This is a genomic window from Pseudomonas sp. Z3-8 (genome assembly GCF_051131975.1).
Taxonomy (GTDB): Bacteria; Pseudomonadota; Gammaproteobacteria; order Pseudomonadales; family Pseudomonadaceae; genus Aquipseudomonas.
On sequence record NZ_CP071643.1, the window covers coordinates 4,851,670 to 4,877,068 of the forward strand.

Consider the following 25,399-nt stretch of genomic DNA (forward strand, 5'->3'; position numbering starts at 1 on the left):
ACACATGCGGAGCATCAGACACACCGCACCCGCCGATTTACGACTGCTTCGCAGCCGAGCGGGAGCAAGCTCCCTCGCCACAGGTACATCATTTTTCTCAGGTGAAGCGCATTACGGTCATTCGGCCGGGGCTTTCTTCGACAGTGCCGGGCTTACGATGCGGAACGCATCGAACCCTGTACCTGTTCCTTCGGCTGCAACTTGAACGTGTAGAACAACACCGTCAGCAGCACCAGGAACGCCGGGCCGATATACAGCGCCACACGCGTGTCGGGGAAGTACGCCATCAGGCCCACCACCAGCACCAGGAATGCCAGCGCCAGGTACGAGCTGACCGGGTACAACCACATGCGATACTTCAACGCCGCACGCTCGGACGCGCTCAGGCCTTTGCGGAATTTCAGCTGGGCCAGCAGGATCATTACCCAGGTCCAGATCGCGCCGAAGGTGGCGATGGACGTAACCCAGACGAAGACTTTCTCCGGTACCAGGTAATTGAGCAGCACGCCCAGCAGCAGCGCGGCGATCGATAACAGCAACGCACGGCGCGGCACGCCGTTGCTCGAGGTCTTGGCGAAACCGGCCGGGGCCTGGCTGTTCTGCGCCAGGCTGTAAAGCATGCGACCGGTGCTGAAGATCCCGCCGTTGCAGGACGACAAGGCAGCGGTGATCACCACGAAGTTGATGACGCCGGCGGCGGTTTTGATGCCCAGGCGCTCGAAGGTCATCACGAACGGGCTGCCCTGGGTGCCGATTTCGTTCCACGGGTAGATCGACAGGATCACGAACAACGCACCAACGTAGAACAGCAGGATCCGCCAGAACACCGAACCGATGGCGTTGGGGATGGTTTTCTGCGGGTTGCGCGCTTCACCGGCGGTCAGGCCGATCATCTCGACGCCCAGGTAGGCGAACATCACCATTTGCAGAGACATCAGCACGCCGGACACGCCGTTGGGCATGAAGCCGCCGTGGGTCCACAGGTTGGAAATGCCCAGGGCCACGCCATCGTTGCCGAACCCGAAGGCGATGATGCCGACGCCGCCGATGACCATGGCGATGATCGTCACGATCTTGATCAGGGCGAACCAGAACTCGAACTCACCAAAGGCCTTGACCGCGATCAGGTTGATCGAGCCCATGCTGACCAGTGCGGCCAACGCCCAGATCCAGCGGGGCACGTCGGGGAACCAGATGCCCATATACACCGCCACCGCGGTGATCTCCGCCACACAGGTCACCAGCCAGAGGAACCAGTAGTTCCAACCGGTCAGGAAGCCTGCCAGCGGGCCGAGGTAATCCTGGGCATAACGGCTGAACGAACCGGCCACTGGGTTATGTACGGCCATCTCGCCGAGGGCGCGCATGATCACCAGGATCGCCAGGCCACCAATGATGTAGGACAGCATGATCGCCGGGCCGGCCATTTCGATGGCCTTGGCCGAACCGAGGAACAGCCCGACACCGATGCAGGCGCCGAGCGCCATCAAGCGGATATGCCGCTCGCCGAGCTCACGTTTGAGCGGACCACCCTGAGCGGTCTCGCCATGGGGCAGAGGATTGCCGACTGGCATAGGGATACAACCTCGTCTTGTTATTGGATTAACCACCGAGTCTCCAAGGCCACAGGCGGATAAGCCTGCAACCTTGCCGAAACCGGGCCTGCCTCGTGGGCAGACCGTCCTGTAGGACAAGTCCTCAAGATCAGCGGGTCGTGCAGTATAAAAAGCAGAGAACAGAGAGTTTCACTGTAAAACCTGGAAAATTCAGGGATATGCCGCAGTAAAAACCGTCTTTAAGGAGAGGCATTATCTGCAGTTACAGCGGTTCACGGAACTCGGCAAGTATTGCACAGTGATGGTGCAGGGTCATGCGCTGGTAGAGGTCGATGGCTCTAATACAAGACTTTCAGGCTGCGCTCCCTTGAGAAGGAATACTTGTGGCGAGGGGATTTATCCCCGCTGGACTGCGTAGCAGTCCCCCTAACCGCAACTCGGAATAACTGTAAAAAGAGCCGTAGGCATTGGGGCTGCTTCGCGGCCCAACGGGGATAAATCCGCTCGCCACAGATAATCTACTCGCCATAAGTTCTTCTCAAAGCCATGCAGCGTCCCACAGCGGGTGATCGCCAATTCGACTCACCAGCCCGGCACGAAGCGGATTCGCAATGATGTAGCGAGCAAACGGCAACAACTCCACGTCATCTCGAATCGCACGATCATGAAAGCCGCTTTGCCACAGCGGACCAGTGGCTCCGATCGTGTTATTGACACTGTGGGTGCATCGAGCCTTGGTAGCGCCGATGATACGACTTAGCTGACTATCCATGATTTGCAGCAGCCAATGGAAATGGTCCGGCATCACCACCCAGGCCAAAGAATTCACCTGGCCGGAATCATGAGCATGCTTGAATTCGGCAACCAACAGGCGTCCAAGCCTCCAATCGGAAAAAACCGGCTGGCGTTTGTGAACCACAGCAGTCACCAGATAAGCACGCCCAAGCTCTGAATAACGACCTCTGCGCAAGCGATGTGAGTTGGGGCGCGGATGCATTCCTTGCTTCCTTTTGAAGGGTTTGAATCCAGCGTAGCCACGCCGCTGCTTTGTCGCCCCGGCAAAGGTCGAGCGAATATTCCGATACTTGCGTAGGACTTGTGGCGAGGGGATTTATCCCCGCTGGACTGCGAAGCAGTCCCCCTAACTGCAACTTGGTACGCCTGTACAACAGCGTTGTTGGCATTGGGGCTGCTTCGCAGCCCAACGGGGATAAATCCCCTCGCCACAGACATGACCGTTGCAATAATTACAAACCTCATAGGGGAGGCTTCACCTATGGATGCCCACAATTTCCCTCCCCCCACGCCAACCACCGTCTAAGCTTCAAGCAAGTCCGATCAATCTGCGTGAATGGATCAGTCGACTATGGGCGCTTTGTGGCAAACCGATTCGAATAAACCTGTGGTCCCGACTGAACGTATGGAAGAAGCGCCTTTACCCCAAAAAAAACGCCGCGCACGGCATGGCTGGCGGGCGTTCTGGTTGTTGTTGCTGATTATCGTCGTGGTGGTCGGCCTTGCCGTGGCCAAGGAGATGCGCACGTCCCGGTTCCAGGCCCGGGAGATCAGCAAGTACGCCGCGTCCTTGACCTATTCGGTGCAACCGGGGCCCAGCGACGCCATCGTCTACCCTGGCGCAGGTCCGTTCGACCGGCGATTGGGCTACAGCTCGCTGGGGGAGTTCCTGCCACGACTGATCAAGCGCGACTATGTGATCCAGGCCCAGGCCCGTTTCTCCCCAGAGCTGATGGACTATGTCGATAAAGGCCTGTTCGTGCCCTACGCGGAAAAGATCCAGGCCGGACTGACCATCACCGATTGCCGCGCCGCGCCGGTGTATCAGTTCAAATACCCGCAACAGCTGTACGCCAGTTTCGACGCCATCCCACCGCTCGTGGTGCAGAGCCTGCTGTTTATCGAGAACCGCTTCCTGCTCGATCCCAAGCAGCCGCTGGCTAACCCGGCGGTGGACTGGCCGCGTTTCGGCATGGCGGCCTGGTCGCAAGTGGCCAAGTTGCTGAGCTTGCCCGGCCAGTCGGCGGGCGGCAGCACATTGGCGACGCAGTTGGAGAAATACCGGCACTCCCCCGAGGGCCTGACCGTGTCGGGGGCGGAGAAGATCCGCCAGATGATTTCCGCCAGCGTGCGCGCCTACCAGGCCGGCCCGCAAACCCTCGAGGCCCGCCAGCGGGTCATCCGCGACTACCTCAACAGCGTGCCGCTTTCCGCTGTTCCGGGTCATGGCGAAGTCCATGGCATGGCGGAAGGACTGAGGGTCTGGTACGGCGCCGATTTCAACAAGGCCAACGAGCGCCTGTTCAGCACCGCCACCGACCCCGAGAGCCTGGCGCAGAAAGGCCTGGCCCTGCGGGAAATGCTCTCGCTGATGATCGCCCAGCGGCGGCCTTCCCATTACCTATCGAAGGGTCACGATGAACTCGCTCGCCTGACTGACAGCCACATCCGGCTGCTGGCGCAGAATGGCGTGATCGATGCGGCCCTGGCCGAGGCCGCCCTGGCGAGTAAAGTCAGTTATCGCGACTGGGTGCAGCAGCCGACGATCCAGCCCAACGAAACCAACAAGGGCATCAGCGCCGCCCGCAGTCGTCTCGCCACGCTGCTCAATCGTCCGCTGTACGACCTTGATCGCCTCGACCTGTCGGCCACCAGCACCTTGCAAAGCGAATTGCAGGCCCAGGCTACCGAGTACCTCAAGCGATTGGCCGACCCGGCGTTCGCCGCCGAGATCGGCCTGATGGGAGAGCGCCTGCTGACCCCCACCAGCACCACGCAGGTGCGCTACAGCTTTACCCTGCTGGAACTGACGCCGGACGGTTCGCGTGTGCGGGTACAGACCGACAGCACCGACCAGCCCTTCGACATCAACGAGGGCAGCAAGCTGGAACTGGGCTCCACCGCCAAGTTGCGGGTGCTGACCACCTACCTGCAGATCATCGCCGAATTGCACGAGCGCTACGCCCAACAGACCCCGGCGCAACTGAAGAAAACCGAGATCGCCGACCAGGACCGCCTCTCGCGCTGGGCGGTGGACTACCTGATTGAAAACACCGACCGCAGCCTGCCGAAAATGCTCGAAGCGGCACTCGACCGCACCTACTCTGCCAGCCCCGGCGAGGCATTTTTCACCGGCGGCGGGCTGCACACCTTTCATAACTTTCGCAGGGAAGACGACGGTCGCCTGCCGACCCTGCGCGACGCCCTGCGCGAATCGATCAACCTGCCGTTCATTCGCCTGATGCGCGACCTGGTGCGCTACGCCACCTATGCCGGTCCCAACAACAGCTCCGAACTGCTCAAGGATGACAAGGACCCGCGCCGCCAGGAATACCTGGCCCAGTTCGCCGATCGCGAAGGCACCTCGTTCCTGCTCAGGTTCTGGAAGAAATACCAGAAAAAGGACACCGCCCAGCGCCTCGAAACCTTCCTCGACGGCATGCGTCCCACCGCGATCCGCCTCGCCGCCGTGCACCGCTATTTCTTTCCCAACGACAGCCAGGAGAGTTTCAACCGCTTCGTACGTGCCCATCTGAAAAACGCCAAGAGCGCCGAAAAGCTCACCGACGAGCGTCTGCAGCGGCTCTACCAAAGCTACGGCCCCGGCGCCTATGACCTGCCGGACCAAGGCTTCATCGCCAAGGTCCATCCACTGGACCTGTGGTTGGTGGGCTACCTGCTCAACAACCCCGACGCCAAGTTCAACCAGATCGTCAAGGCCAGCCAGTTCGAGCGCCAGGAGGTCTACAGCTGGCTGTTCAAGAGCCGGCACAAGAGCGCCCGCGACAGCCGCATCCGCACCATGCTGGAGGTCGAAGCCTTCCTGGATATCCATCAGCGCTGGCAGCAAGTCGGTTATCCGTTCGACCATCTGGTGCCGTCGCTAGCCACTGCGATCGGCAGCTCCGGCGACCGCCCCGCCGCCCTCGCGGAACTGGTAGGGACCATTCTCAACGACGGCATCCGCCAACCGGCGCTGCGTGTCGACAGCCTGCAGTTTGCCGTCGACACGCCTTACGAAACGCGGCTGGTCAGCGATCCGGACAACGGCAAGCGGGTGATGCCGGTGGAAGTGGCCCGGGCCTTGCGCGGCGCCCTGTCGCAAGTGGTGGACGCCGGCACCGCGAAACGTGTCGCGGGCAGTTTCAAACTGGCCGACGGCACGCCGCTGGCCATGGGCGGCAAGACCGGCACCGGCGACAACCGCATCGAAGCCGTCGGCTCAGGCGGACGGGTGATCAGTTCCAAATCGATCAACCGCACCGCCACGTTCGTGTTCTACATCGGCGACAGCCATTTCGGCACCCTGACCGCCTTCGTACCGGGCGCCTCGGCACAGAACTTCAAGTTCACCTCGGCCTTGCCGGTACAGGTGCTCAAGGGCATGGCGCCGTTTCTCTCGGCCTATTTGCAACCGGGCAGCCACACCCAATGTCAGCCATTGGTGACGAGCCGCTGAGCACCCGCCATTTCAGCTTCTGATAACCCATCGCGCTCAACGCTGCGCCGTCGGGCGAATCCGGCTGCTCGTCGGATTTATAAAAAACAGGCGTGCATCGTCTAAAGATATATCTTAAGTTCTATCTTAAGAATTTCTGAGGACAGACCGATGAGAGGCCCGCATTCCCACCCTCACCGCGAACATGTCGCTCACGACGGCTTCGACAAACGTGCGGCAAGCCGTGAGCGCGGCGGTCGCGGGCCGCGTGTTTTCGCCGCGGGCGACCTGAAACTGCTGTTGTTGGCACTGATTGCAGAACAACCCTGCCACGGCTATGACCTGATCCGCCGGATCGAAAGCATGTTCGACGGCGCCTACAGCCCCAGTCCCGGCGTGATCTATCCGACCCTGACCTTCCTCGAAGAAAGCGAAATGGTCAGCGGCGATGCCGATGGCGGAAAAAAACGCTACAGCGTCACCGATGCCGGACGTCTATCCCTTGAAGACCAGGCCGTGGCGCTGGACGGCGTACGGATGCGCATCGAAGTCAGCAAGCGTTCGCTGCGCGGCCAGGATCGGCCGCCGGAAATCCACGAGGCGGTCCACAACCTGCGCCACGCCTTGCAGATGCACCATGGTCGCTGGAGCCCGGAAGAGATCCTGCGGGTACGCGACCTGCTCAACGACACCGCCAAAGCCATTGTCGACGGCCCTCGCCGTCCAACTGTTTCGGAGTAAAAGCATGACTGAAGTCGATCCAGACACCATCCACCGCGTCAGCCACGAAATCAAACGCCGCCGCCTGCAAGTGCTGCGGGTGCAAGACCTGACACCACGCATGCGCCGCATCACCGTCGGCGGACCGGAACTGGCCGGGTTCGTCAGCCTCGGCACGGACGATCACGTGAAGTTGCTGTTCCCGCAGAACGCCGAAGAACACGCCGCCCTGGAAAACTTCAACCCCGGCGCCGGCAAGGCCCAGGGCCCGATGCCCGAGATGCGCGACTACACCCCGCGCCGCTACGACCTGGACGTCCTGGAGCTGGAGATCGATTTCGTCCTCCACGGCGACGGCCCCGCTTCAACCTGGGCGGCCCAGGCGGCGCCCGGGCAGTACCTGAACATCGCCGGGCCACGGGGCTCGATGATCGTGCCGGATATTTTCGACAGCTACTTACTGATCGGCGACGAAACCGCCCTGCCCGCCATCGCCCGACGTCTCGAAGGCCTGGCCCCCAACCGGCGGGCACTGGTGGTGGTGGAAGTGGAAAACGGCGCCGAACAGCAGATCCTTCACAGCCCGGCCCAGGTGCAAGTGATCTGGGTACTGCGCGAAGGCCACCGCGACAGCCTGCTTCGCACCGTCCAGCAGTTGGAAATGCCTGGTGGCAAGCTGTACGCCTGGGTCGCGACCGAGAGCAAAGTGTCGCGGCAGATTCGCAAAGTGTTGCTGGAGGAGAAAGGGCTGGACCAGGATTTCATCAAGGCGGTGGGGTATTGGAAGCTTGATGACAATGAGGAAGATTGAGGGTCTGGCGGTGCTGAAGTAACCTTTACCCACTGACTGAACACAACCTCCGTGGCGAGGGTGCTTGCTCCCGCTGGGCTGCGCAGCAGACCTAAAACCTGACAATTCGGTGGATCAGATAAATCGAGGTGACTGCTTTGGGGGCTGCTTCGCAGCCCAGCGGGAGCAAGCTCCCTCGCCACGGAATCATTACCCGACATTCCAACCCACCAGGTACCCCGTCCCATGCTTTTCCTGATCGCCTACATCGGCAGCGTCGTGCTGATCAACTTCGCGTTCTCCGCCGCGCCGCACCTGGACATTATCTGGTCAGCCTGGGGTGGCCTGGTGTTCGTCCTGCGCGACATGGTGCAGACCCGCTTCGGCCATGGTGCCATTGCGGCGATGCTGGTGGCGCTGGTGCTGTCCTACGTCACCTCCGACCCAACCATCGCCCTGGCCAGCGCCACGGCATTCGCTGTGTCCGAATGCATCGACTGGCTGGTGTTCAGCGTCACCAAGCGCCCATTGCACGATCGATTGTGGATCAGCTCGGCCCTGAGTATTCCGCTGGATACCTTCATCTTTTTCGGCCTGATCGACGCCCTCACGCCAGGCGTGGTCATCACCGCCCTGCTGTCGAAATTCGCCGGGGTCACGGCCGTCTGGCTGATCATGGCCTGGCGTCTGCGCAAACAGGCCGTCGCCGGCTGACGCGGTTCATGTAAAATGCCGCGCTTTCTCCCCATGGGAAGCTCGCCCGGCGCGCGCCCCGATGATCCGCTCCTGTTTGAGGACCTTCAGATGACCCGTATCGGAACCCCATTGTCGCCCACCGCGACCCGCGTTTTGTTGTGTGGCAGCGGTGAGCTGGGCAAGGAAGTGGTAATCGAACTGCAGCGCCTGGGCGTTGAAGTGATTGCCGTGGATCGCTACGCCAACGCGCCGGCCATGCAAGTGGCCCACCGCAGCCACGTGATCAACATGCTCGACGGCGCGGCCCTGCGCGCAGTGATCGAGGCCGAGAAGCCGCACTACATCGTGCCGGAAATCGAAGCCATCGCTACCGCGACCCTGGTGGAACTGGAAGCCGAAGGCTTCACCGTGATCCCTACCGCCCGCGCCGCGCAACTGACCATGAACCGCGAAGGCATCCGCCGCCTGGCCGCCGAAGAACTCGGCCTGCCGACCTCGCCGTACTTCTTCGCCGACACCGTGGAAGACTACCGCAAGGCCGTCGAGACCCTGGGTTTCCCTTGCGTGGTCAAGCCGGTGATGAGTTCCTCGGGCAAGGGCCAGAGCCTGCTGCGCAGTGCCGATGACGTGCAGAAAGCCTGGGACTACGCCCAGGAAGGTGGCCGCGCCGGCAAGGGCCGGGTGATCATCGAAGGTTTCATTGACTTCGACTACGAAATCACCCTGCTTACCGTGCGCCACGTCGGCGGCACCACGTTCTGCGCACCGGTCGGTCACCGTCAGGAAAAGGGCGACTATCAGGAATCCTGGCAGCCACAGGCCATGAGCCCGGTGGCCCTGGCCGAATCCGAGCGCGTCGCCAAGGCAGTGACCGAGGCCTTGGGTGGTCGTGGACTGTTTGGCGTCGAACTGTTCATCAAGGGTGACCAGGTGTGGTTCAGCGAAGTCTCGCCGCGCCCGCACGACACCGGCCTGGTGACGCTGATCTCTCAGGACCTGTCGCAATTCGCCCTGCACGCCCGCGCCATTCTGGGTCTGCCAATTCCGCTGATCCGCCAGTTCGGCCCATCGGCTTCGGCGGTGATTCTGGTGGAAGGCCAGTCGACGCAGACCGCCTTCGCCAACCTCGGCGCCGCCCTGAGCGAACCGGACACCGCCCTGCGGCTGTTCGGCAAGCCGGAAGTCAACGGCCAGCGCCGCCTGGGCGTAGCCCTGGCCCGCGACGAATCCATCGAAGCCGCCCGCGCCAAGGCAACCCGGGCTTCGCAGGCGGTCAAGATCGAACTCTGAAACCTCGTACATAAAACCCCGTGGCGAGGGAGCTTGCTCCCGCTGGATGCGTCAGCATCCCCTATGGTGTGATGGCTGGCAAAAGCGGGGGCTGCTTCGCAACCCAGCGGGAGCAAGCTCCCTCGCCACAAAAGCGGCTATGTTCAGACTCCGGTACAAAAAAAGGCGACACCCGCAAGGGTGTCGCCTTTTTCTTGGGCGCGGTTCTGCTTAATCCGCCAGCTTGTAGGCGATCACATAATCACCCTGCTTGGTCCCCAGCGAGCCATGGCCGCCGGCTACGACCAGCACGTATTGCTTGCCGTCCTTGCCGGTGTAGGTCATCGGCGTGGTCTGGGCGCCGGCGGGCAGGCGGCCTTCCCACAGCTGTTTGCCGTTCTTCACGTCATAGGCGCGCAGGTACTGGTCCAGCGTGCCGCTCAGGAACGCCAGGCCACTGGCGGTGGTGAACGTGCCGCCCAGGCTCGGAACGCCCATGCTCAGCGGGATCGGAACCGGCGAGCTGTCGCGCACGGTGCCGTTCTTGTGCTTCCACAGGGTTTTGTTGTTGGTCAGGTCGACGGCCGCCACATAACCCCAGGCCGGTGCCTGGCAAGGCAGGCCCATTGGCGAAAGCAGCGCCTCGAGGATTACGCCGTACGGCGCGCCCTTGTTCGGCTGCACGCCTTCGGTTTCGCTCTTGCGGCCCGGGCCACCGGCCACTTCCGCCGCCGGCACCAGTTTCGACTTGAACGCCATGTAGCTCGGGTTGACGAAAGCGATCTGGCGCACCGGATCCACCGAGATACCGCCCCAGTCGAACACACCGAAGTTGCCTGGATAGACGATCGAGCCCTGCAACGACGGCGGTGTGAACATGCCCTCGTAGCGCAGCGACTTGAAGTCGATCCGGCACAGCATCTGGTCGAACGGGGTCACGCCCCACATGTCGCGCTCCTTAAGGACCGGCGGCACGAAGTTCAGGTCGGACATCGGTTGGGTCGGCGAAGTGAAGTCGCCTTCCACCGCGCCTTGCGGCACCGGGATCTCCTTGATTGGCACGATCGGCTGGCCGTTGCTGCGGTCCAGCACGTAGATGCTGCCCTGCTTGGTCGAAGCCAGCACGGCCGGTTTCACGCCATCAGCAGTCTTGAGGTCCATCAGGGTCGGCTGGCCGCCGACGTCCATGTCCCACAGGTCGTGGTGAGTGAACTGGAAGTACCAGCGCACCTTGCCGGTGGCGATGTCCAGCGCGGTCAGGCCAGCAGCGTATTTTTCCGACTCGGGCGTGCGGAAACCACCGAACTGGTCGGGCGTCTGGTTGCCCATCGGCAGGTAGAGCATGCCGAGTTTTTCGTCGACGCTGAACATCGACCACATGTTTGGCGAGTTGCGGGTGTAGGTCTGGCCTTCGGCAATCGGCGTGGTGTCGTCCGGGTTGCCACTGTCCCAGTTCCATACCAGCTTGCCGGTGTGCACGTCGTAGGCACGGATTACACCGCTTGGCTCGTCAGTGGAAACGTTATCGGTGACGTGGCCGCCGATCACGACCAGGTTCTGGGTGACCGCCGGTGGCGAGGTGGAGTAGTAACCGCCAGCGGTGAAACCACCGATGTTGGCGGTCAGGTCGACCTGGCCCTTGTCGCCGAAGTCTTCGCACATCTTGCCGGTGTCGGCGTTGAGGGCGATCAGGCGGGTGTCGGCGGTTGGCAGGAAGATCCGCCGTGGGCACACGGTGCTGGCCGGCGTGGTGCTGGCGGTGCCGGTCGGGCTCTGCTCGGCCGAGGCGTACACGGCGTCATCGTGATAGCTCACACCGCGGCAGGTCATGTGGGCCCAACCCTTGAAGTTTTCCGCGTTCTGCGTGGAAAGCTTCGGATCGAAACGCCAGATTTCCTTGCCGGTTTCAGGCTCCAGTGCAATCACCTGGCTGTGCGGCGTGCACACGTAGAGCATGCCGTTGGCCTTGAGCGGGGTGTTTTCAGCGGTAGTCTCGCCCGGGTCGTTCGGCCCTGGCAGGTCACCGGTGCGGAACGTCCAGGCTTCCTTCAACTGGCCGACGTTCTGCGGGGTGATCTGCGCCAGCGGCGAATAACGGTCGCCGTGGGCGCTGCGGCCGTAGGAGTTCCAGTCCCCGTCCGGCATCGCCGGTGCGGTGTTGGCCATGCCCGGCACGCTGTCGCGGTCCAGTTGGCCCTTGATTTCACCCGGGTTGGTGAACTGGCTGGCGAGCGCGGCGATACCGGCGATGATCACCGCAGCGCCCAATGCGCGGGTGCCCATCGGCGACGCGTCGGCAGTCAGCAACGGGCGGCGGAACCATGGCAGCAGCAAGACGATGCCCAGGGCAAACAGCATCGCCAGGCGCGGCACCAGTTGCCACCAGTCCAGGCCCACTTCCCACAGGGCCCACACGGTACTGGCGAACAGCACCAGCGCGTACAGCCACAACGCCGCACGGCGGGCCAGGATCAGCAGGACGCCGGTGAGCGCCAGGCCGATACCGGCCAGCAGGTAATACAGCGAGCCGCCGAGCGTGCTCAGCTTGATTCCCCCGGCCAACAGGGCCAGGCCCATCAATAGAAGCAGAATGCCGAGCAGGCTCGGTAGCAGACGGCTTCGACTCAAAGCACCCTCAGTGCTCATAGTGTGTATCTCCGTGACGTTTTAAAGAGTCCCGCGCAAGCAGTCACTTTAGATGACGATCTCGCGCAGGCATGGTTCAGTAAAAAAGTGATCGGTCGACGCGCTGCCGCTGGGCTTGCGTTGGCCATCAGAACGACGACTGGCTCCCGCCAATCGGCGTGTCGTCCGCCTGGCAGCGAAGCCGGACAGCGCTGTCTGACAGAGTCTGAACATCAAAGATAAAGAGGGGTTTCTTGATCCTTTTTTAAGGATTGAACAAACGCAAAGGCTCTGGCTCGGCAGGAGAAGCGTTTCAGCTGGCTGCGCAAGGATAATGTTCTGTTACAAATAGAGAAAGCGCTTTTACCAACATGGATCCTTTCGGATTCGGTAACAGTCAAACGGGCTTCAACGACGCGGCCACTGCTTTCAAAGCGCGGCGCTTCCACCCGAACGGTACCTCGGCTAAGGTGCGCGGCATATCACTTACCTGGTGTACAGGCTTCATGACCGAACACAACGACAATCCATTGCACGGCGTGACGCTGGAGCAGATCCTCAATGCCCTGGTGCAACACTACGAGTGGTCGGGCCTGGCCGAACGTATCGATATCCGCTGTTTCAAGAGCGACCCCAGCATCAAGTCGAGCCTGACCTTCCTGCGCAAGACGCCGTGGGCGCGGGAAAAAGTCGAGCGCCTGTACATCAAGCTGATGCGCACGAAACGGCCGGTCTGAGTCGTGGGCGTTGGAATTCCCCTGCGGCGCGGTTTCGTGTCGATGGCGGCACTGCTTGGCTGGGCGGGACTGAGCATCCAGTTGTATCTGATCTTGCTGGGACGCTGGGAATTGGGCGCGAGCCTGCTGGGCGGGCTGGTGAATTGCTTCAGTTTTTTCACGGTGCTGACCAACACGCTGGTGGCCGTGGTGCTGAGCTTCGAACTGACCCACCGTGATTCAGCGGCGCGGCGCTGGTTCCTCGGGCCAGCGGTATGCAGCGGCATCGCCGTGAGCATTGCCCTGGTCGGCCTGGCCTACAGCCTGCTGCTGCGCCATCTCTGGCAACCCGAAGGCTGGCAGTTCATCGCCGACGAACTGTTGCATGACGTGATGCCCGTGCTGTTCATCGGCTACTGGTGGTTCTGCGTGCCCAAGGGCAGCTTGCGCCTGCGCCACATCGGGCTGTGGATGCTTTATCCCTTGGTGTACTTCGGTTATATCCTGCTGCGTGGCAATCTGCTGGCGGCTTACCCTTACCCTTTCATTGACGTTGCGACTCTGGGTTATCCACAGGTACTGATCAACGCCGGGGGGATATTGGCGGGGTTTGTCGGGATCGCGCTGGGGGTGGTGGGATTGGATCGGTGGCTGGGGCGGCGGGCAGCTAAAGCGTTGTGAATGCTTTTGTGGCGAGGGAGCTTGCGCCCTCGCCACAGGGGAACGTCAGGGTTTTGCCGGCAACATCCAAACCAACCCACTGGCCTTGGCCCGTTCGTGACACAACGCCAGGACGCCGCGCCGCTCTTCATTGTCCATCCGGCTCCAGCGGGTGATTTCCGCCACGGTGCGCTGGCAGCCGGTGCAGATGTCGTCATCATCCAGCGCGCAGATGTTCACGCAGGGCGAGGGAACCGGACGTTCAGCCGGGTTCATTGTTCTTGCTCGACCAAGTCGCGGGCATAACGCTGCGAGTTGTGCACATAGTGCGCCGCGCTGGCTTCGAGCATCTTCTTCTGGGCCTCGGTCAGCTCGCGCACGACCTTGCCCGGCGAGCCCATCACCAGCGAACCGTCGGGAATCTCCTTGCCTTCGCCAATCAGCGAGTTGGCGCCGATGATGCAATTCCTGCCGATCTTCGCGCCATTGAGGATCACCGCGTTAATGCCGATCAGGCTGTAGTCCCCCACCGTGCAGCCGTGGAGCATCGCGTTGTGGCCGATGGTCACGCCGGTGCCGATGGTCAGCGGGAAGCCCATGTCGGTGTGCATCACCGTGCCGTCCTGCACGTTGCTGTTCTTGCCGATCAGGATCAGTTCGTTGTCGCCGCGCAACACGGCGTTGAACCAGACATTGGCGCCTTCTTCGAGGCGGACCTTGCCCATCAGCGTGGCGTTGGGCGCAACCCAGCTCTGTGGGTGGGTTTCGACACGGGCATCGCCCAGGCGGTATTTCATGGGAGTCCTCGGGGCGTCAGGTATTGATGAAACTGTTGGGCGGTGTGTGCAGGTCGATACCCGCGTCGTACAGCAGGTTGACCAGCTCGACGATCATGATCGCCGTCAGGCCCCAGATCTTGTATTCGCCGAAGCGATAACTGGGCACGTACCAGCTGCGCCCCTGGTAATCGATGCGGTGGGTGTGCTCGCGCGGGTCCTTGCGGAAAAACTCCAGCGGCACGCTGAAGACCGCGGCGATCTCGGCGTCGTTGGCCTGGTACTCGACGTAATCGGGAATCACCCCGACATAGGGGGTGACCTTGATGCCATGCAGGGAAATCAGCGGGCTGAGAGGGCCGATCACTTCCACCAGGCCAGGCGGCAGGCCGATTTCCTCTTCGGCTTCGCGCAAGGCAGTGAAGATCAGGTCCGGGTCTTCCGGGTCGCGGCGCCCGCCGGGGAAAGCCACTTCGCCGCCGTGGGTCGAGAGCCCGCTGGCGCGCAAAGTCAGGACCAGTTCCGGCTCGTCGCTGCGGGTGATCGGCACCAGCACCGCCGCTTCAGGGAAACGCCGATCGGTCTCCAGATCGCGCGGCGTATGGTTGCTTACTCGATGCAGTAGCTCGTCCAGCATGAGACTTCTCGATTTATTCGCTGCCTAGCATCATGCACCAATCAGCCAGGCGGCCCAAGCCCCGGGACCACGTCATGTCGCGAAACGACAACTTGCCGATACCCGCCCGCACACGCCAAGATAGGCGCAGCCTCCAGGAATCCAAGCATGAAATTCTGCAGCCAGTGCGGTAACCCGGTGACCCAGCGCATACCCGAGGGCGACTCGCGCCTGCGCTTCGTCTGCGACACCTGCCACACCATCCATTATCAGAACCCCAATATCGTTGCCGGATGTGTACCGACCTGGGGTAGCAAAGTCCTTTTATGCCGCCGCGCCATCGAGCCGCGCCGCGGTTATTGGACGTTGCCGGCGGGCTTCATGGAAAACGGCGAGACCGTCGAGCAGGCCGCCGTCCGTGAAACCGCCGAGGAAGCCTGCGCCCGGGTACGAAACCTGAGCATCTATACGCTGATCGACGTACCGCACATCAGCCAGGTGCATGTATTCTTCCGCGCAGAGCTGGTCGACATGGATTTTGCCGCCGGGCCCGAGAGCCTGGAAGTGAAGCTGTTCGAAGAAACCGAGATTCCGTGGGACGAACTGGCTTTCCGCACGGTGGGCCGTACCCTGGAATACTTTTACGCGGACCGACAGGCCGAGGATTACCCGGTACGATCCGAGTCGATACCGCCGCTGGCCCAGCCTGCCAATACCTGAACATCAATATAGTCGCGACACCTCTAGGGATATCGTTTTAATGCGCTGGTTGCTTGTCCTGTTCTGCCTGTCGTTCACCGCTGTGTCCCAAGCCGCCGCCGTGGGAACCTATAACGGCAAGGTCATTGAAAAAGTCCTGGTGCTGAAGTCCGCCCATCAATTGCAATTGATCAACGACGGCAAGCCGCTGAAGACCTATCGCATCTCCCTGGGCAAGGGTGCCAAGAAAGGCCCCAAGCTGATCGAAGGCGACAAGCGCACCCCCGAGGGTTTCTACTGGCTGGACTGGCGCAAGACCAGCGAGCGCTTCTACCTGTCGATGCACATTTCCTACCCCAACATCAGCGACGCCGCCCGCGCCCGCCGCGAAGGCGTGGAGCCGGGGGGAATGATCATGATCCACGGCACGCCGGATTCGGAGGAGAACCCTGAGCAGTTGTTCCATACGCTGGACTGGACCGATGGCTGCATCGCCATGCGCAATGTGGATATGCGTGAGGTGTGGAACCTGGTGCCGGATGGGACGATGATCGAGATTCGCCCGTAACTGCGCAAGGAGCCTTTGTGGCGAGGGAGCTTGCTCCCGCTGGGCTGCGCAGCAGCCCCAACGCAGACAACTCAATCCGCCTGACACACCGCGCTGTCAGGTTTCAGGGTCGCTTCGCAACCCAGCGGGAGCAAGCTCCCTCGCCACAGGGGGCCTGGCGTTCCCGCATCGTGCAAGGGATGAGGCCATTCCTTATGGCATCAAGTTCGAAGCTCGACCCGATCCAAGGCCTTGTTCGTCAGCAACTCCCCTAGCTCTATCATCTGCACCACTCCCAATGCCACGTGCCGTCGTGAGCCGTCGAGATTGAATGCCAAGTCGCTGAGCATTGCATTGGCCGAGGCCAGGGTTTCGCTGAGGTTGGCTAGCAGGGTTTCCGTGTCGATGCAGTCCGTCACGTTGAACAGTTGGGTCGAGGGTTGGGGTTCTGAGTCGCTGTCGTCGGGCTTGGGATTCTGGTCCATAGCGCGGTGGGCGGGGTTTGGCGGGTTTGGGGTTTCTTTGATCATTCGCAGCTCCTTATTTTTGATGGAGCCACCACCTTTCGCGGTCAAACAAAAAAGTGGCAGCTGTACGCGGGTTGACCGACCGGGAATAAGGCAAACCGGCACGTCCGCAGACGTCCCACGCACAGCCGCCGCGACACGATACCTCAGACGAAAGAAAAACGCCTGAAATAGGCCTTGGAGCGCTGACGCGCCTTATTAATTCGGACGGTCAAATCCGAGTCGCTGAATTGGCAGCGACACCCTGAGGCTAGCTGCCTGACTTCCGAGGGACAACCTTAAAAACATGTCGGAAATTTCGGGTTGTCTGACAGACCACCCACCTGATCCGGGATGTTTCCCACAAAATTCCGGCTAGTCTTTTTGGGAGTTGAATTGAGTACATATCCATTGCTGCGGTCACGGCCAGTAATGGTTCCGCTTTTACAGCGGCTCACTTTTAAGAGGCGCAAAAGTAAGCAAAACGCCTTTGCCCCACCACTCGGTGCCTCGCCTGGGCTCGGCATGCCCTCACTCCGGCATTGCTCCGTGGGCCCGCCGCGAAGGGCCGTCCCTGGCCCAGCGCGGCTATCCCGGCATCCATGCCGGGATGCCCACTCCACAATGCCTGCGTTCGGCCATCGTGGTTAACGGGGCGCCCGAAATCAACGTCCACCGCGAGGCGGCCTGAAGCCGACCTGGTTTTGGTGGGACCGCACTTCTCCTGTGGGAGCGAGCCTGCTCGCGAAGAGGCCGGCACTGCCAACTTCTTCATCGGCTGTGACATCGCCTTCGCGAGCGGGCTCGCCCACAGAGCCCTGCAAGAACACAAGATTAAAGAATGGTTGCACGCTGCTGAGCTTCATAGTGTCGGGTCTGGTAGGGCAACAAGGTTTGTATTTTCAAGCCAAGCCCCTCACTCAACCCCCAGGAAAGAGCCAGTTCATCCCGCCGTTTTCGAAGCGCAACTTGACTCTTCGAAGTTACAGCTTGCTTCGGCGTCGAAAGCCAAAAAACTTCAAGGGCTTTAAAAACATCAGATGCACGAGCGTCCGTTACGCATGAAAAACGAGTAAATCGTTCCAGCAAATAACCGGCACGACGAATTTCTATTTCTTCGGTATGCCGGCCGAGAAAAGCTTGGGTTGTGCTCGTCAGATCCAAATTGGAATACCAGACCGCTGTAGCCGCGCTCACTAGCGCAGCGTCATCAGCATGAATTAGCGGGCTTTTGACTAGCACATCCAAGGCGCTTGAAAGGACGTAACCGTTAACGGGATTCATAATCTCTGCACACTAACTAAACGCGACTCCTGAAACTAGAATTCTCACTTCCGAGGGACAACCTTAAAAACATGTCGGAAATTTCGGGGCGTCTGACAGACCAACCATCTGATCAGGGATGTTTCCCACAGAGTTCTGGTAGTTTTTTGGAGTTGAATGGGGGTACATATCCTTTGCTGCGGTCACGGCCAGTAATGGTTCCGCTTTTACAGCGGGTCACTTTTGAGAAGCGCAATAGTAACCAAAACGCTTCTGCCCCACCACTCGGCACCTCGCCAAGGCTCGGTGTCCCCTCACTCCGGCATTGCTCCGTGGCCCGCCGCGAAGGGCCGTCCCTGGCCCAGCGCGGCTATCCCGGCATCCGATGCCCACTCCACAATGCCTGCGTTCGGCCAGCGTGGTTAACGGGGCGCCGAAATCAACGTCCGCCACGAGGCGGCCTGAAGCCGACCTGGTTTTGGTGGGACCGCACTCCTCCTGTGGGAGCGAGCCTGCTCCGGGCGGCGATCCGACGAAGAGGCCATTCCTTATGGCATCAAGTCCGAAGCTCGACCCGATCCAAGGCCTTGTTTGTCAGCAACTCCCCCAGCTCAATCATCTGCACCACTCCCAACGCTACGTGCCGTCGTGAGCCTTCCAGATTGAATGCCAGGTCGCTGAGCATTGCATTGGCCGAGGCCAGGGTTTCGCTGAGGTTGGCTAGCAGGGTTTCGGTGTCGATGCTGTCCGCCACGTTGAACAGTTCGGTCGAGGATTGGGGGTCTGAATCGCTGTCGTCGGGCTTGGGATTCTGGTCCATAGCGCGATCGGCGGGGTTCGGCGGGTTTGGGGTTTCTTTGATCATGGTCTTGCTCCTAGAGATGGAGCTACCACCGAGTCTTCTCACGGACTGGGGGGTGGCAGCCGTACGCGGGGTGAGAATCCGGACTCTAGGAACCCGGCCACGCAGAAGCGTGCCCGCGCACAGCCGCCATAACATGATGCATAGGCGAAATGCGCCTGCACTTTATATGGTGGGCGCCTGTGCGCCTAGAGATGCTCGGATTCTCACGTCCGGTCGCTAAATTGGCAGCGACGCCCAAAGACTAGAACCCTGACTTCCGAGGGACAACCTTAAAAACATGTCGGAAATTTCGGGGCGTCTGACAGACCAACCATCTAATCCGGGATGTTTCCCACAAAACGCCGGGTAGTCTTTTTAGGAGTTGAATTGGGTACATATCCGTTGCTGCGATAACGGCCGGTAATGGTGCTAGCGAAGAGGCCAGTACAGCCAGCATCCTTCATCGATTGACACTCCGCCTTCGCGAGCAGGCTCGCTCCCACATTCGATCTTCAGCAGCTACAAAACTTGCGCACACCGCAGCCCCTGTGGGAGCGGGCTTGCCCGCGAAGGGGCCGGCACATCCAGCATCCTCATCAACAGACACTCCGCCTTCGCGAGCAGGCTCGCTCCCACAGATGGATCGAAGTACGACCGCCAAAGACAGGCCGGTTCTTGCTCTTGCTCTTGCTCTTGCCGTGCTTTTGACTTTGATCTCAGCGCCCCGTTAACCACGATGGCCGAACGCAGGTATTGTGGAGTGGGCATCCCGGCATGGATGCCGGGATAGCCGCGCTGGGCCAGGGACGGCCCTTCGCGGCGGGCCCACGGAGCAATGCCGGAGTGAGGGCACACCGAGCCCAGGCGAGGTGCCGAGTGGTGGGGCAAAGCGCTTTTGGTTACTTTTGGCGCTCTTCCAAAAGTGACCCGCTGTAAAAGCGGAACCATAAGTGGCCATTACCGCAGCAACGGATATCCCCCCGCCAGTCGTCACAAAAAATAAATATCGAATCCCATAATTTACAACCCATGCATACCACTGCCCTCCTGAAACCACCACCCAACGCCGTACACTCACACCCCCTCCCCCACCCGCTAATACCACTTAAAGCCAACCCCCTCGAAATACGCCGGAACTAACCAGATCCCACGTTGACATGGTATTTAAGTGGTATTAGCTTCCACCCTAACTTACCGAGCGACAACGCCCAAAAAAACCGCATCGGACACCCCCATGAACGACATCCAGACCCTGCGCCCTGACGACACCCAACCCACCCCGCTCTACCTGCAACTGGCCCGCAACCTGGAAGCCGCCATCCACGCCGGCCAATGGAAAGCCGAGCAGGCAATGCCGTCCGAGCGCAGCCTCAGCGAACAACTGGGCATCTCCCGGGTTACCGCCCGCAAAGCACTGGAAGTGCTGTTCGAACAAGGCCTGATCCGCCGCAACCAGGGTTCGGGCACGTTCATCACCCCGCGCCTGGAACAACCGCTGTCACGCCTCAGCGGCTTCAGCGAGATGCTCCGGCTCAAGGGCTTCGTGCCCGGTTCGCAATGGCTGGAGCGCGAGATCACCCCGCCGACCCACGAAGAACTGATCCGCCTGGGCCTGTCGCCCACCGACAAAGTCGCGCGGCTCAAGCGCCTGCGCAAGGCCGATGACACGGTCATGGCGATTGAAATGAGCACGCTGCCGGCATCGATCATTCCCAAGCCACAGGCGGTGGGCGATTCGCTGTACGAGTTCCTCGATGGCATTGGCAAACCGGTCGTTCGCGCGCTGCAACACATCCAGGCGATCAACGCTTCGGATGAATTCGCCGCCCTGGTGGGCATCGCCCCCGGCACCGCGATGTTGCTGATGACGCGGGTCGGCTACCTGGAAGACAACACGCCCATCGAAGTCACCGACACCTATTGCCGCAACGACTACTACGACTTTGTCGCCGAGCTGCGGCGCTAGAGACCAGAGAATTCCCATGTCCGAAGACAACATCCTCACCGCCAACGGCTGGATACGCGGCCGCCTGTTCCACGAACACGGCAAGGTCGCGGCCATCGAAGGCCAGCCCTGCGACCCGGCGAGCAACGACCTGCCCTATCTGCTGCCCGGCTTCATCGACCTGCATGTGCACGGCGGTGGCGGCAAGGACATCATGGAGGGCGCGACGGCGTTCGAGACGATCGCCCGAACCCACGTGCGCTTCGGCACCACGTCGCTGCTCGCCACCACCATGACGGCACCGAGCGAAGAAATCGCCGGGGTGCTCAAGGCCCTCGGCGAATACTGCGAACAGCGGCCCGGCGGCAGCGCGCGGGTGCTCGGCGTGCATCTGGAAGGGCCATATATCAACCCCGGGAAACTCGGCGCCCAACCGAATTTCGCCCACACCGCGTTGATGGCGGAAGTGGAGGCTTATCTCGCCCTGGCGCCGATCCGGGTGATCACCATCGCGCCGGAAATCGCCGGGCACGATGCCTTGATCCGCGCCCTCAGCGCCCGCGGCGTGCGCATGCAGATCGGCCATACCCTGGGCAGCTACGAAGAAGGTGTCGCGGCGCTGGCCGCCGGGGCCAGCAGTTTTACCCATTTGTATAACGCCATGAGCCCGTTGCATCACCGCGAACCGGGCATCGTCGGCGCGGCGTTGGCCCATGCGCAATATGCCGAATTGATCCCGGATCTGCTGCACGTACACCCCGGCGCCATGCGCGTGGCCCTGCGTTCGATTCCGTGCCTGTATTGCGTCACCGACTCGACGGCCGCCGCCGGCATGCCCGACGGCGAATACAAGCTGGGCAGCCACACCGTGACCAAATGCCTGGGCGGCGTGCGGCTGGCCGACGGCACGCTGGCCGGCAGCACTCTGACCATGGACCAGGCCCTGCGCAACCTGGTGAAGATCGGCCTGCCCATCGCCGAAGCCTCGCAACGCCTGTCGCAATTTCCCGCCGATTACCTCGGCCTGCCCGAACGCGGACGCCTGCACCGCGGTGCCTGGGCCGACTGTGTGCGCCTTGACCGTTCCCTGAACCTGACCGACGTGATGGTCGAAGGAGAAGCCATTGTCTTCCAGAATGCTTGAAGAGGCCCTCGCCTCGTCCGATGCCGTCGAGCGCCAGTTGCAGCGGCTGGATCCGGCCCTGCAGGAAATCGCCGGACGCCTGCGCCGCCAGCCGCCGCAAGTGGCGATGACCGTCGCCCGGGGCAGCTCCGATCATGCCGCCAGTTACTTCGCCTACCTGACCATGCAGCACCTCGGCTTGCCGGTGGCGTCGTTGCCCATGTCGGTGGTAACCCTGCAACAGGCGCCGCTCAAGGTCAGCGGCCAGGTGGCCTTTGCCTTTTCCCAGTCCGGGCAGAGCCCCGACCTGGTGAACAGCCTGCGTCTGTTGCGCAAGCGTGGCGCGCTGAGCGTGGCGATGGTCAACGCCGAGGATTCGCCGCTGGAGGCTGCCTGTGAATTCAGCGTGCCGCTGTGCGCCGGCGTCGAAAACAGCGTCGCCGCGACCAAGAGTTTCATCGCCACCCTCAGCGCCAGCACGCGGCTGGTGGCGCACTGGAAGGACGATTCCGAGTTACTGGAGGCTGGCCGCGCGTTGCCCGAAGGCTTGCGCGACGCCGCGCGCCAGGATTGGAGCCCGGCCGTCGAGGCCCTGCGCGACTGTACGCGGTTGATGGTGATCGGCCGTGGCGCCGGGTTCGCCATCGCCCAGGAAGCGGCGCTCAAATTCAAGGAAACCTCGGCGATTCAAGCCGAGGCCTTCAGCAGCGCCGAAGTCCGTCACGGGCCGATGGCGCTGATCGACGAACACTATCCGCTGCTGGTCTTCGCTCCGCGGGGTGCCGAGCAGGCCGGCGTGTTGAGCCTGGCCGCCGACATGCGCCAACGCGGCGCGCGGGTATTGCTGGCCGCCCCCGATGACATTGCCGAACGCGACCTGACGCTGTCCCGCGCCGAACACCCGGCCCTGGACCCGATCCTGGCGATCCAGAGCTTTTATGGCATGGCCGCCCGGCTGGCCGTGGCCCGAGGCATGGATCCGGACCAGCCACGGCACCTGAGCAAGGTCACCCGAACCCACTGAGCCGACGGCGTCTTTTAACGCAAGGCCAACCCGATTTCAAAGAGAGCGAGCCCATGCCCAATAACAATAAAGAGCTGACCCTCAGCGCCCCGCTCAGCGGTCCGCTGCTCACCCTCGCCAACGTCCCGGACGCGGTGTTCGCCAGCGGCGCGATGGGCGACGGGATTGCCATCGACCCACTGAACGACACGCTCTACGCGCCCTGTGACGGCGAGGTGATCCACGTCGCTCGCACCGGCCACGCCGTGACCCTGCGGGCCGACAACGGCGCCGAACTGCTGCTGCACCTGGGGCTGGACACCGTCGAGTTGCAGGGCGACGGGTTCTCGATGCTGGTCAAGCAAGGCGCCCGGGTCAGCAACGGACAAGCGTTGCTGCGCTACGACCTGGACCGCGTGGCACTGCGCTGCAAAAGCCTGGTGAGCCTGCTGATCATTACCAATGGCGAGCGCTTCCAGGCACGGCCCATCACCCTCAAGGCGGTCAAGGTCGGCGAGCCCTTGCTGCACATCGTCGCCCGGGCGGCGGGCGAAACCCGCAGCGACGAACCGCAGGTCGGTATCGAAGTGTCCGGCCAGGTCCGCATCGTCCACCGAGGCGGCCTGCACGCCCGCCCCGCCGCCCTGGTTCGCCAGACTGCGCAACGCTTCAAAAGCCGCTCGCACCTGCATTTCGGCGACCGCTCGGCGCCATGTGACAGCGTGATGGGCATGATGGGCCTGGCAATCACCGAGCAGGCCGAAGTCCATGTCAGTTGCCGCGGCAGTGATGCCGAAGCGGCGTTGCAAGCGTTGTTGAAGACGTTATCCACAGCCTTGGCCGAAGAGGTTCACGCCGACACGCCACGGGTCCAGGCGCCGAGCCATGCCGCCGAAGATGGCGTGCTGCACGGTGTCTGCGCCGCACCCGGCCTGGTCACCGGCCCGCTGGTTCGATTGGAGGGCATTCAATTGCCCGAGGACCCCGGTGGTCACGACGTTGAAGAACAACGACAACGGCTGCGCCAAGCCCTGGAGCAGGTCAGCCGCGACATCGGTGTTACGTTGGAAAACGCCAAGGCCCGGCACCACGCGGAGGAGCAGGCGATCTTCAGCGCTCATCTGGCGCTGTTGGAAGACCCGGTCCTGCTGGACGCCGCTTACCTTTCCATTGATCAGGGTTGCGCGGCGGCCCACGCCTGGAGCCGCTCCATCGACGTGCAGTGCCAGGTGCTGCGGCAATTGGGCAGCACGTTGTTGGCCGAGCGCGCCAATGATTTGCACGACTTGCGCCAGCGGGTCTTGCGGGTCTTGCTGGGTGAAGCGTGGCAATTCGACGTGCCGGTGGGCGCGATTGTCGCCGCGCAGGAGCTGACCCCCTCGGACCTGCTGCAACTCGGCGCCCAAGGCGTGGCGGGCGTATGCATGGCCGAAGGCGGCGCGACGTCCCACGTAGCGATCCTGGCCCGGGGCAAAGGCCTGCCCTGCCTGGTGGCGTTGGGCGAGGCGCTGCTCGAACAGGCGCCGGGGCGAACGGTGGTGCTGGACGCTGGCAATGACCGCCTCGAACTCACGCCCAGCGCCGAGCGCCTGACGCAGGTCCGCCAAGCCCAAGCCCAACGCGCCGCCCTGCGCACCTGGCATCAGTCCCTCGCCCACACGCCGGCGCGAACCGTTGATGGGGTCGATGTCGAAATCGCCGCCAACGTCGCTTCCAGCGCCGAAGCGGGCGAGGCCTTCGCCAACGGTGCCGATGGCGTCGGTTTGTTGCGCACCGAATTTCTTTTTGTCGACCGTCACACGGCCCCCGACGAAAGCGAGCAACGCCAGGCCTATCAAGCCGTGCTCGATGCCATGGGCGACAGGCCGGTGATCATCCGCACCATCGATGTCGGCGGCGACAAGCAGCTGGATTACCTGCCGCTGCCGGCCGAAGCCAACCCGGTGCTCGGCCTGCGCGGCATACGCCTGGCCCAGGTGCGCCCGGAATTGCTCGATCAACAATTGCGCGCCCTGCTGCAGACCCGTCCGTTGAATCGCTGCCGGATCCTGTTGCCAATGGTCACCGAAGTCGACGAACTGCTGCACATCCGCCAGCGCCTTGATGCCTTGGGCACCGAGCTGGGCCTGGGCGAGCGTCCGCATCTGGGGGTGATGATCGAAGTGCCGGCCGCCGCCCTGCTCGCCGAGCAACTGGCCGAGCACGCGGACTTCCTGTCCATCGGCACAAACGATCTCTCCCAGTACACCCTCGCCATGGACCGCGACCACGCCGGCCTCGCCGCCCGGGTCGATGCCCTGCACCCGGCGCTGTTGCGGCTGATCGCCCAGACCTGCGCCGGCGCGGCCAGGCATGGACGCTGGGTCGGCGTGTGTGGCGCCCTGGCTTCCGATCCCCTGGCGACACCGGTGTTGATCGGGCTGGGCGTGCGGGAGCTATCGGTCAGCCCGCCACAGATTGGTGAAATCAAGGACCGCGTGCGCCACCTCGACGCTGCCCAATGCCGCCGCATCAGTACCGATTTGCTCAATCTGCCGAGCGCCGCCGCCGTGCGCCAGGCCTGTCACCAACACTGGCCTCTGGGCTGAGCCA

23 protein-coding genes are annotated in these 25,399 nt (G+C 62.2%); 14 read left to right on the top strand and 9 right to left on the bottom strand.

Features of this window, described 5'->3' with window-relative positions:
- Window positions 1-152: 152 nt before the first annotated feature.
- Both J3P94_RS22245 and J3P94_RS22250 read right to left on the bottom strand, forming a co-directional pair.
- Window positions 153-1,574 (bottom strand): amino acid permease, encoded by a 1,422-nt coding sequence (locus J3P94_RS22245; protein WP_434569674.1) that lies wholly within the window; start codon window positions 1,572-1,574, stop codon window positions 153-155.
- Between the two features lie 520 nt (window positions 1,575-2,094).
- Entirely contained in the window at window positions 2,095-2,553 is a 459-nt protein-coding gene (locus J3P94_RS22250; RefSeq protein WP_434569675.1) for an REP-associated tyrosine transposase, read from the bottom strand.
- Window positions 2,554-2,922: 369 nt separating this feature from the next.
- On the opposite strand from J3P94_RS22250, the gene J3P94_RS22255 reads away from it, so the two are divergent.
- From J3P94_RS22255 to purT, 5 genes are all read left to right on the top strand, one after another.
- A complete protein-coding gene (locus J3P94_RS22255; RefSeq protein ID WP_434569676.1) occupies window positions 2,923-6,030 on the top strand; it encodes a transglycosylase domain-containing protein in 3,108 nt (1,035 codons plus the stop codon).
- A 150-nt stretch (window positions 6,031-6,180) separates the two neighbouring features.
- Window positions 6,181-6,750, top strand: a complete 570-nt coding sequence (locus J3P94_RS22260) for a PadR family transcriptional regulator (RefSeq protein WP_434569677.1) — start codon at window positions 6,181-6,183, stop codon at window positions 6,748-6,750.
- Between the two features lie 4 nt (window positions 6,751-6,754).
- A complete protein-coding gene (locus tag J3P94_RS22265) occupies window positions 6,755-7,540 on the top strand; it encodes a siderophore-interacting protein (protein ID WP_434569678.1) in 786 nt (261 codons plus the stop codon).
- 225 nt (window positions 7,541-7,765) lie between these two features.
- Complete coding sequence (locus tag J3P94_RS22270) at window positions 7,766-8,233, top strand: VUT family protein (protein ID WP_434569679.1); 468 nt, start codon at window positions 7,766-7,768, stop codon at window positions 8,231-8,233.
- 90 nt (window positions 8,234-8,323) lie between these two features.
- On the top strand, window positions 8,324-9,505 hold the full coding sequence (gene purT / locus J3P94_RS22275) for a formate-dependent phosphoribosylglycinamide formyltransferase (protein ID WP_230151134.1): 1,182 nt from the start codon (window positions 8,324-8,326) through the stop codon (window positions 9,503-9,505).
- A 210-nt stretch (window positions 9,506-9,715) separates the two neighbouring features.
- On the opposite strand, the gene J3P94_RS22280 is transcribed toward purT, so the two are convergent.
- Window positions 9,716-12,130, bottom strand: a complete 2,415-nt coding sequence (locus J3P94_RS22280) for a glucose/quinate/shikimate family membrane-bound PQQ-dependent dehydrogenase (RefSeq protein WP_434569680.1) — start codon at window positions 12,128-12,130, stop codon at window positions 9,716-9,718.
- 485 nt (window positions 12,131-12,615) lie between these two features.
- Between J3P94_RS22280 and J3P94_RS22285 the strand changes: the two genes are divergently transcribed.
- Together J3P94_RS22285 and J3P94_RS22290 are read left to right on the top strand one after the other, a co-directional pair.
- A complete protein-coding gene (locus J3P94_RS22285) occupies window positions 12,616-12,846 on the top strand; it encodes a VF530 family DNA-binding protein (RefSeq protein ID WP_434569681.1) in 231 nt (76 codons plus the stop codon).
- Window positions 12,847-12,888: 42 nt separating this feature from the next.
- Window positions 12,889-13,506, top strand: coding sequence for a Pr6Pr family membrane protein (locus J3P94_RS22290; protein WP_434569682.1), 618 nt, complete (start codon window positions 12,889-12,891; stop codon window positions 13,504-13,506).
- 45 nt (window positions 13,507-13,551) lie between these two features.
- On the opposite strand, the gene J3P94_RS22295 is transcribed toward J3P94_RS22290, so the two are convergent.
- Genes J3P94_RS22295 through J3P94_RS22305 form a run of 3 tightly spaced genes read right to left on the bottom strand, consistent with a single transcriptional unit; the run spans window position 13,552 to window position 14,898 of the window.
- The gene (locus J3P94_RS22295; protein ID WP_434569683.1) at window positions 13,552-13,761 is read right to left on the bottom strand and encodes a DUF1289 domain-containing protein; all 210 of its coding nucleotides are present in this window, start codon (window positions 13,759-13,761) and stop codon (window positions 13,552-13,554) included.
- Entirely contained in the window at window positions 13,758-14,282 is a 525-nt protein-coding gene (locus J3P94_RS22300; RefSeq protein WP_434569684.1) for a gamma carbonic anhydrase family protein, read from the bottom strand. Before J3P94_RS22300 ends, J3P94_RS22295 begins: the two co-directional genes overlap by 4 nt.
- A gap of 16 nt (window positions 14,283-14,298) precedes the next feature.
- Window positions 14,299-14,898 (bottom strand): CoA pyrophosphatase, encoded by a 600-nt coding sequence (locus J3P94_RS22305; RefSeq protein WP_434569685.1) that lies wholly within the window; start codon window positions 14,896-14,898, stop codon window positions 14,299-14,301.
- Window positions 14,899-15,045: 147 nt separating this feature from the next.
- Here J3P94_RS22305 and J3P94_RS22310 point away from each other — a divergent pair, with 147 nt between their 5' ends.
- On the top strand, window positions 15,046-15,597 hold the full coding sequence (locus tag J3P94_RS22310) for an NUDIX hydrolase (RefSeq protein ID WP_434569686.1): 552 nt from the start codon (window positions 15,046-15,048) through the stop codon (window positions 15,595-15,597).
- Between the two features lie 40 nt (window positions 15,598-15,637).
- Window positions 15,638-16,144 (top strand): L,D-transpeptidase family protein, encoded by a 507-nt coding sequence (locus J3P94_RS22315; protein ID WP_305496533.1) that lies wholly within the window; start codon window positions 15,638-15,640, stop codon window positions 16,142-16,144.
- A 200-nt stretch (window positions 16,145-16,344) separates the two neighbouring features.
- Here J3P94_RS22315 and J3P94_RS22320 read toward each other — a convergent pair whose 3' ends face one another.
- Window positions 16,345-16,653 carry a DUF6124 family protein gene (locus J3P94_RS22320; protein ID WP_434569687.1) on the bottom strand — a complete coding sequence of 103 codons (309 nt, stop codon included), beginning with the start codon at window positions 16,651-16,653 and terminating at the stop codon, window positions 16,345-16,347.
- A 466-nt stretch (window positions 16,654-17,119) separates the two neighbouring features.
- Here J3P94_RS22320 and J3P94_RS22325 point away from each other — a divergent pair, with 466 nt between their 5' ends.
- A complete protein-coding gene (locus J3P94_RS22325; protein ID WP_434574335.1) occupies window positions 17,120-17,320 on the top strand; it encodes a nucleoid-structuring protein H-NS in 201 nt (66 codons plus the stop codon).
- 143 nt (window positions 17,321-17,463) lie between these two features.
- On the opposite strand, the gene J3P94_RS22330 is transcribed toward J3P94_RS22325, so the two are convergent.
- Both J3P94_RS22330 and J3P94_RS22335 read right to left on the bottom strand, forming a co-directional pair.
- Entirely contained in the window at window positions 17,464-17,913 is a 450-nt protein-coding gene (locus tag J3P94_RS22330; RefSeq protein WP_434569688.1) for a hypothetical protein, read from the bottom strand.
- A gap of 535 nt (window positions 17,914-18,448) precedes the next feature.
- Window positions 18,449-18,757: a DUF6124 family protein gene (locus tag J3P94_RS22335; RefSeq protein ID WP_434569689.1), complete on the bottom strand. Its 309-nt coding sequence runs from the start codon at window positions 18,755-18,757 to the stop codon at window positions 18,449-18,451.
- 1,213 nt (window positions 18,758-19,970) lie between these two features.
- Between J3P94_RS22335 and J3P94_RS22340 the strand changes: the two genes are divergently transcribed.
- The 4 genes from J3P94_RS22340 to ptsP are packed head-to-tail and all read left to right on the top strand — an operon-like array spanning window position 19,971 to window position 25,395.
- Window positions 19,971-20,702, top strand: a complete 732-nt coding sequence (locus tag J3P94_RS22340; RefSeq protein WP_305496537.1) for a GntR family transcriptional regulator — start codon at window positions 19,971-19,973, stop codon at window positions 20,700-20,702.
- Window positions 20,703-20,718: 16 nt separating this feature from the next.
- Entirely contained in the window at window positions 20,719-21,825 is a 1,107-nt protein-coding gene (gene nagA / locus J3P94_RS22345; protein WP_434569690.1) for an N-acetylglucosamine-6-phosphate deacetylase, read from the top strand.
- Entirely contained in the window at window positions 21,806-22,828 is a 1,023-nt protein-coding gene (locus J3P94_RS22350) for an SIS domain-containing protein (RefSeq protein ID WP_434569691.1), read from the top strand. Before nagA ends, J3P94_RS22350 begins: the two co-directional genes overlap by 20 nt.
- A gap of 53 nt (window positions 22,829-22,881) precedes the next feature.
- A complete protein-coding gene (ptsP, locus tag J3P94_RS22355) occupies window positions 22,882-25,395 on the top strand; it encodes a phosphoenolpyruvate--protein phosphotransferase (protein ID WP_434569692.1) in 2,514 nt (837 codons plus the stop codon).
- Window positions 25,396-25,399 lie beyond the last annotated feature (4 nt).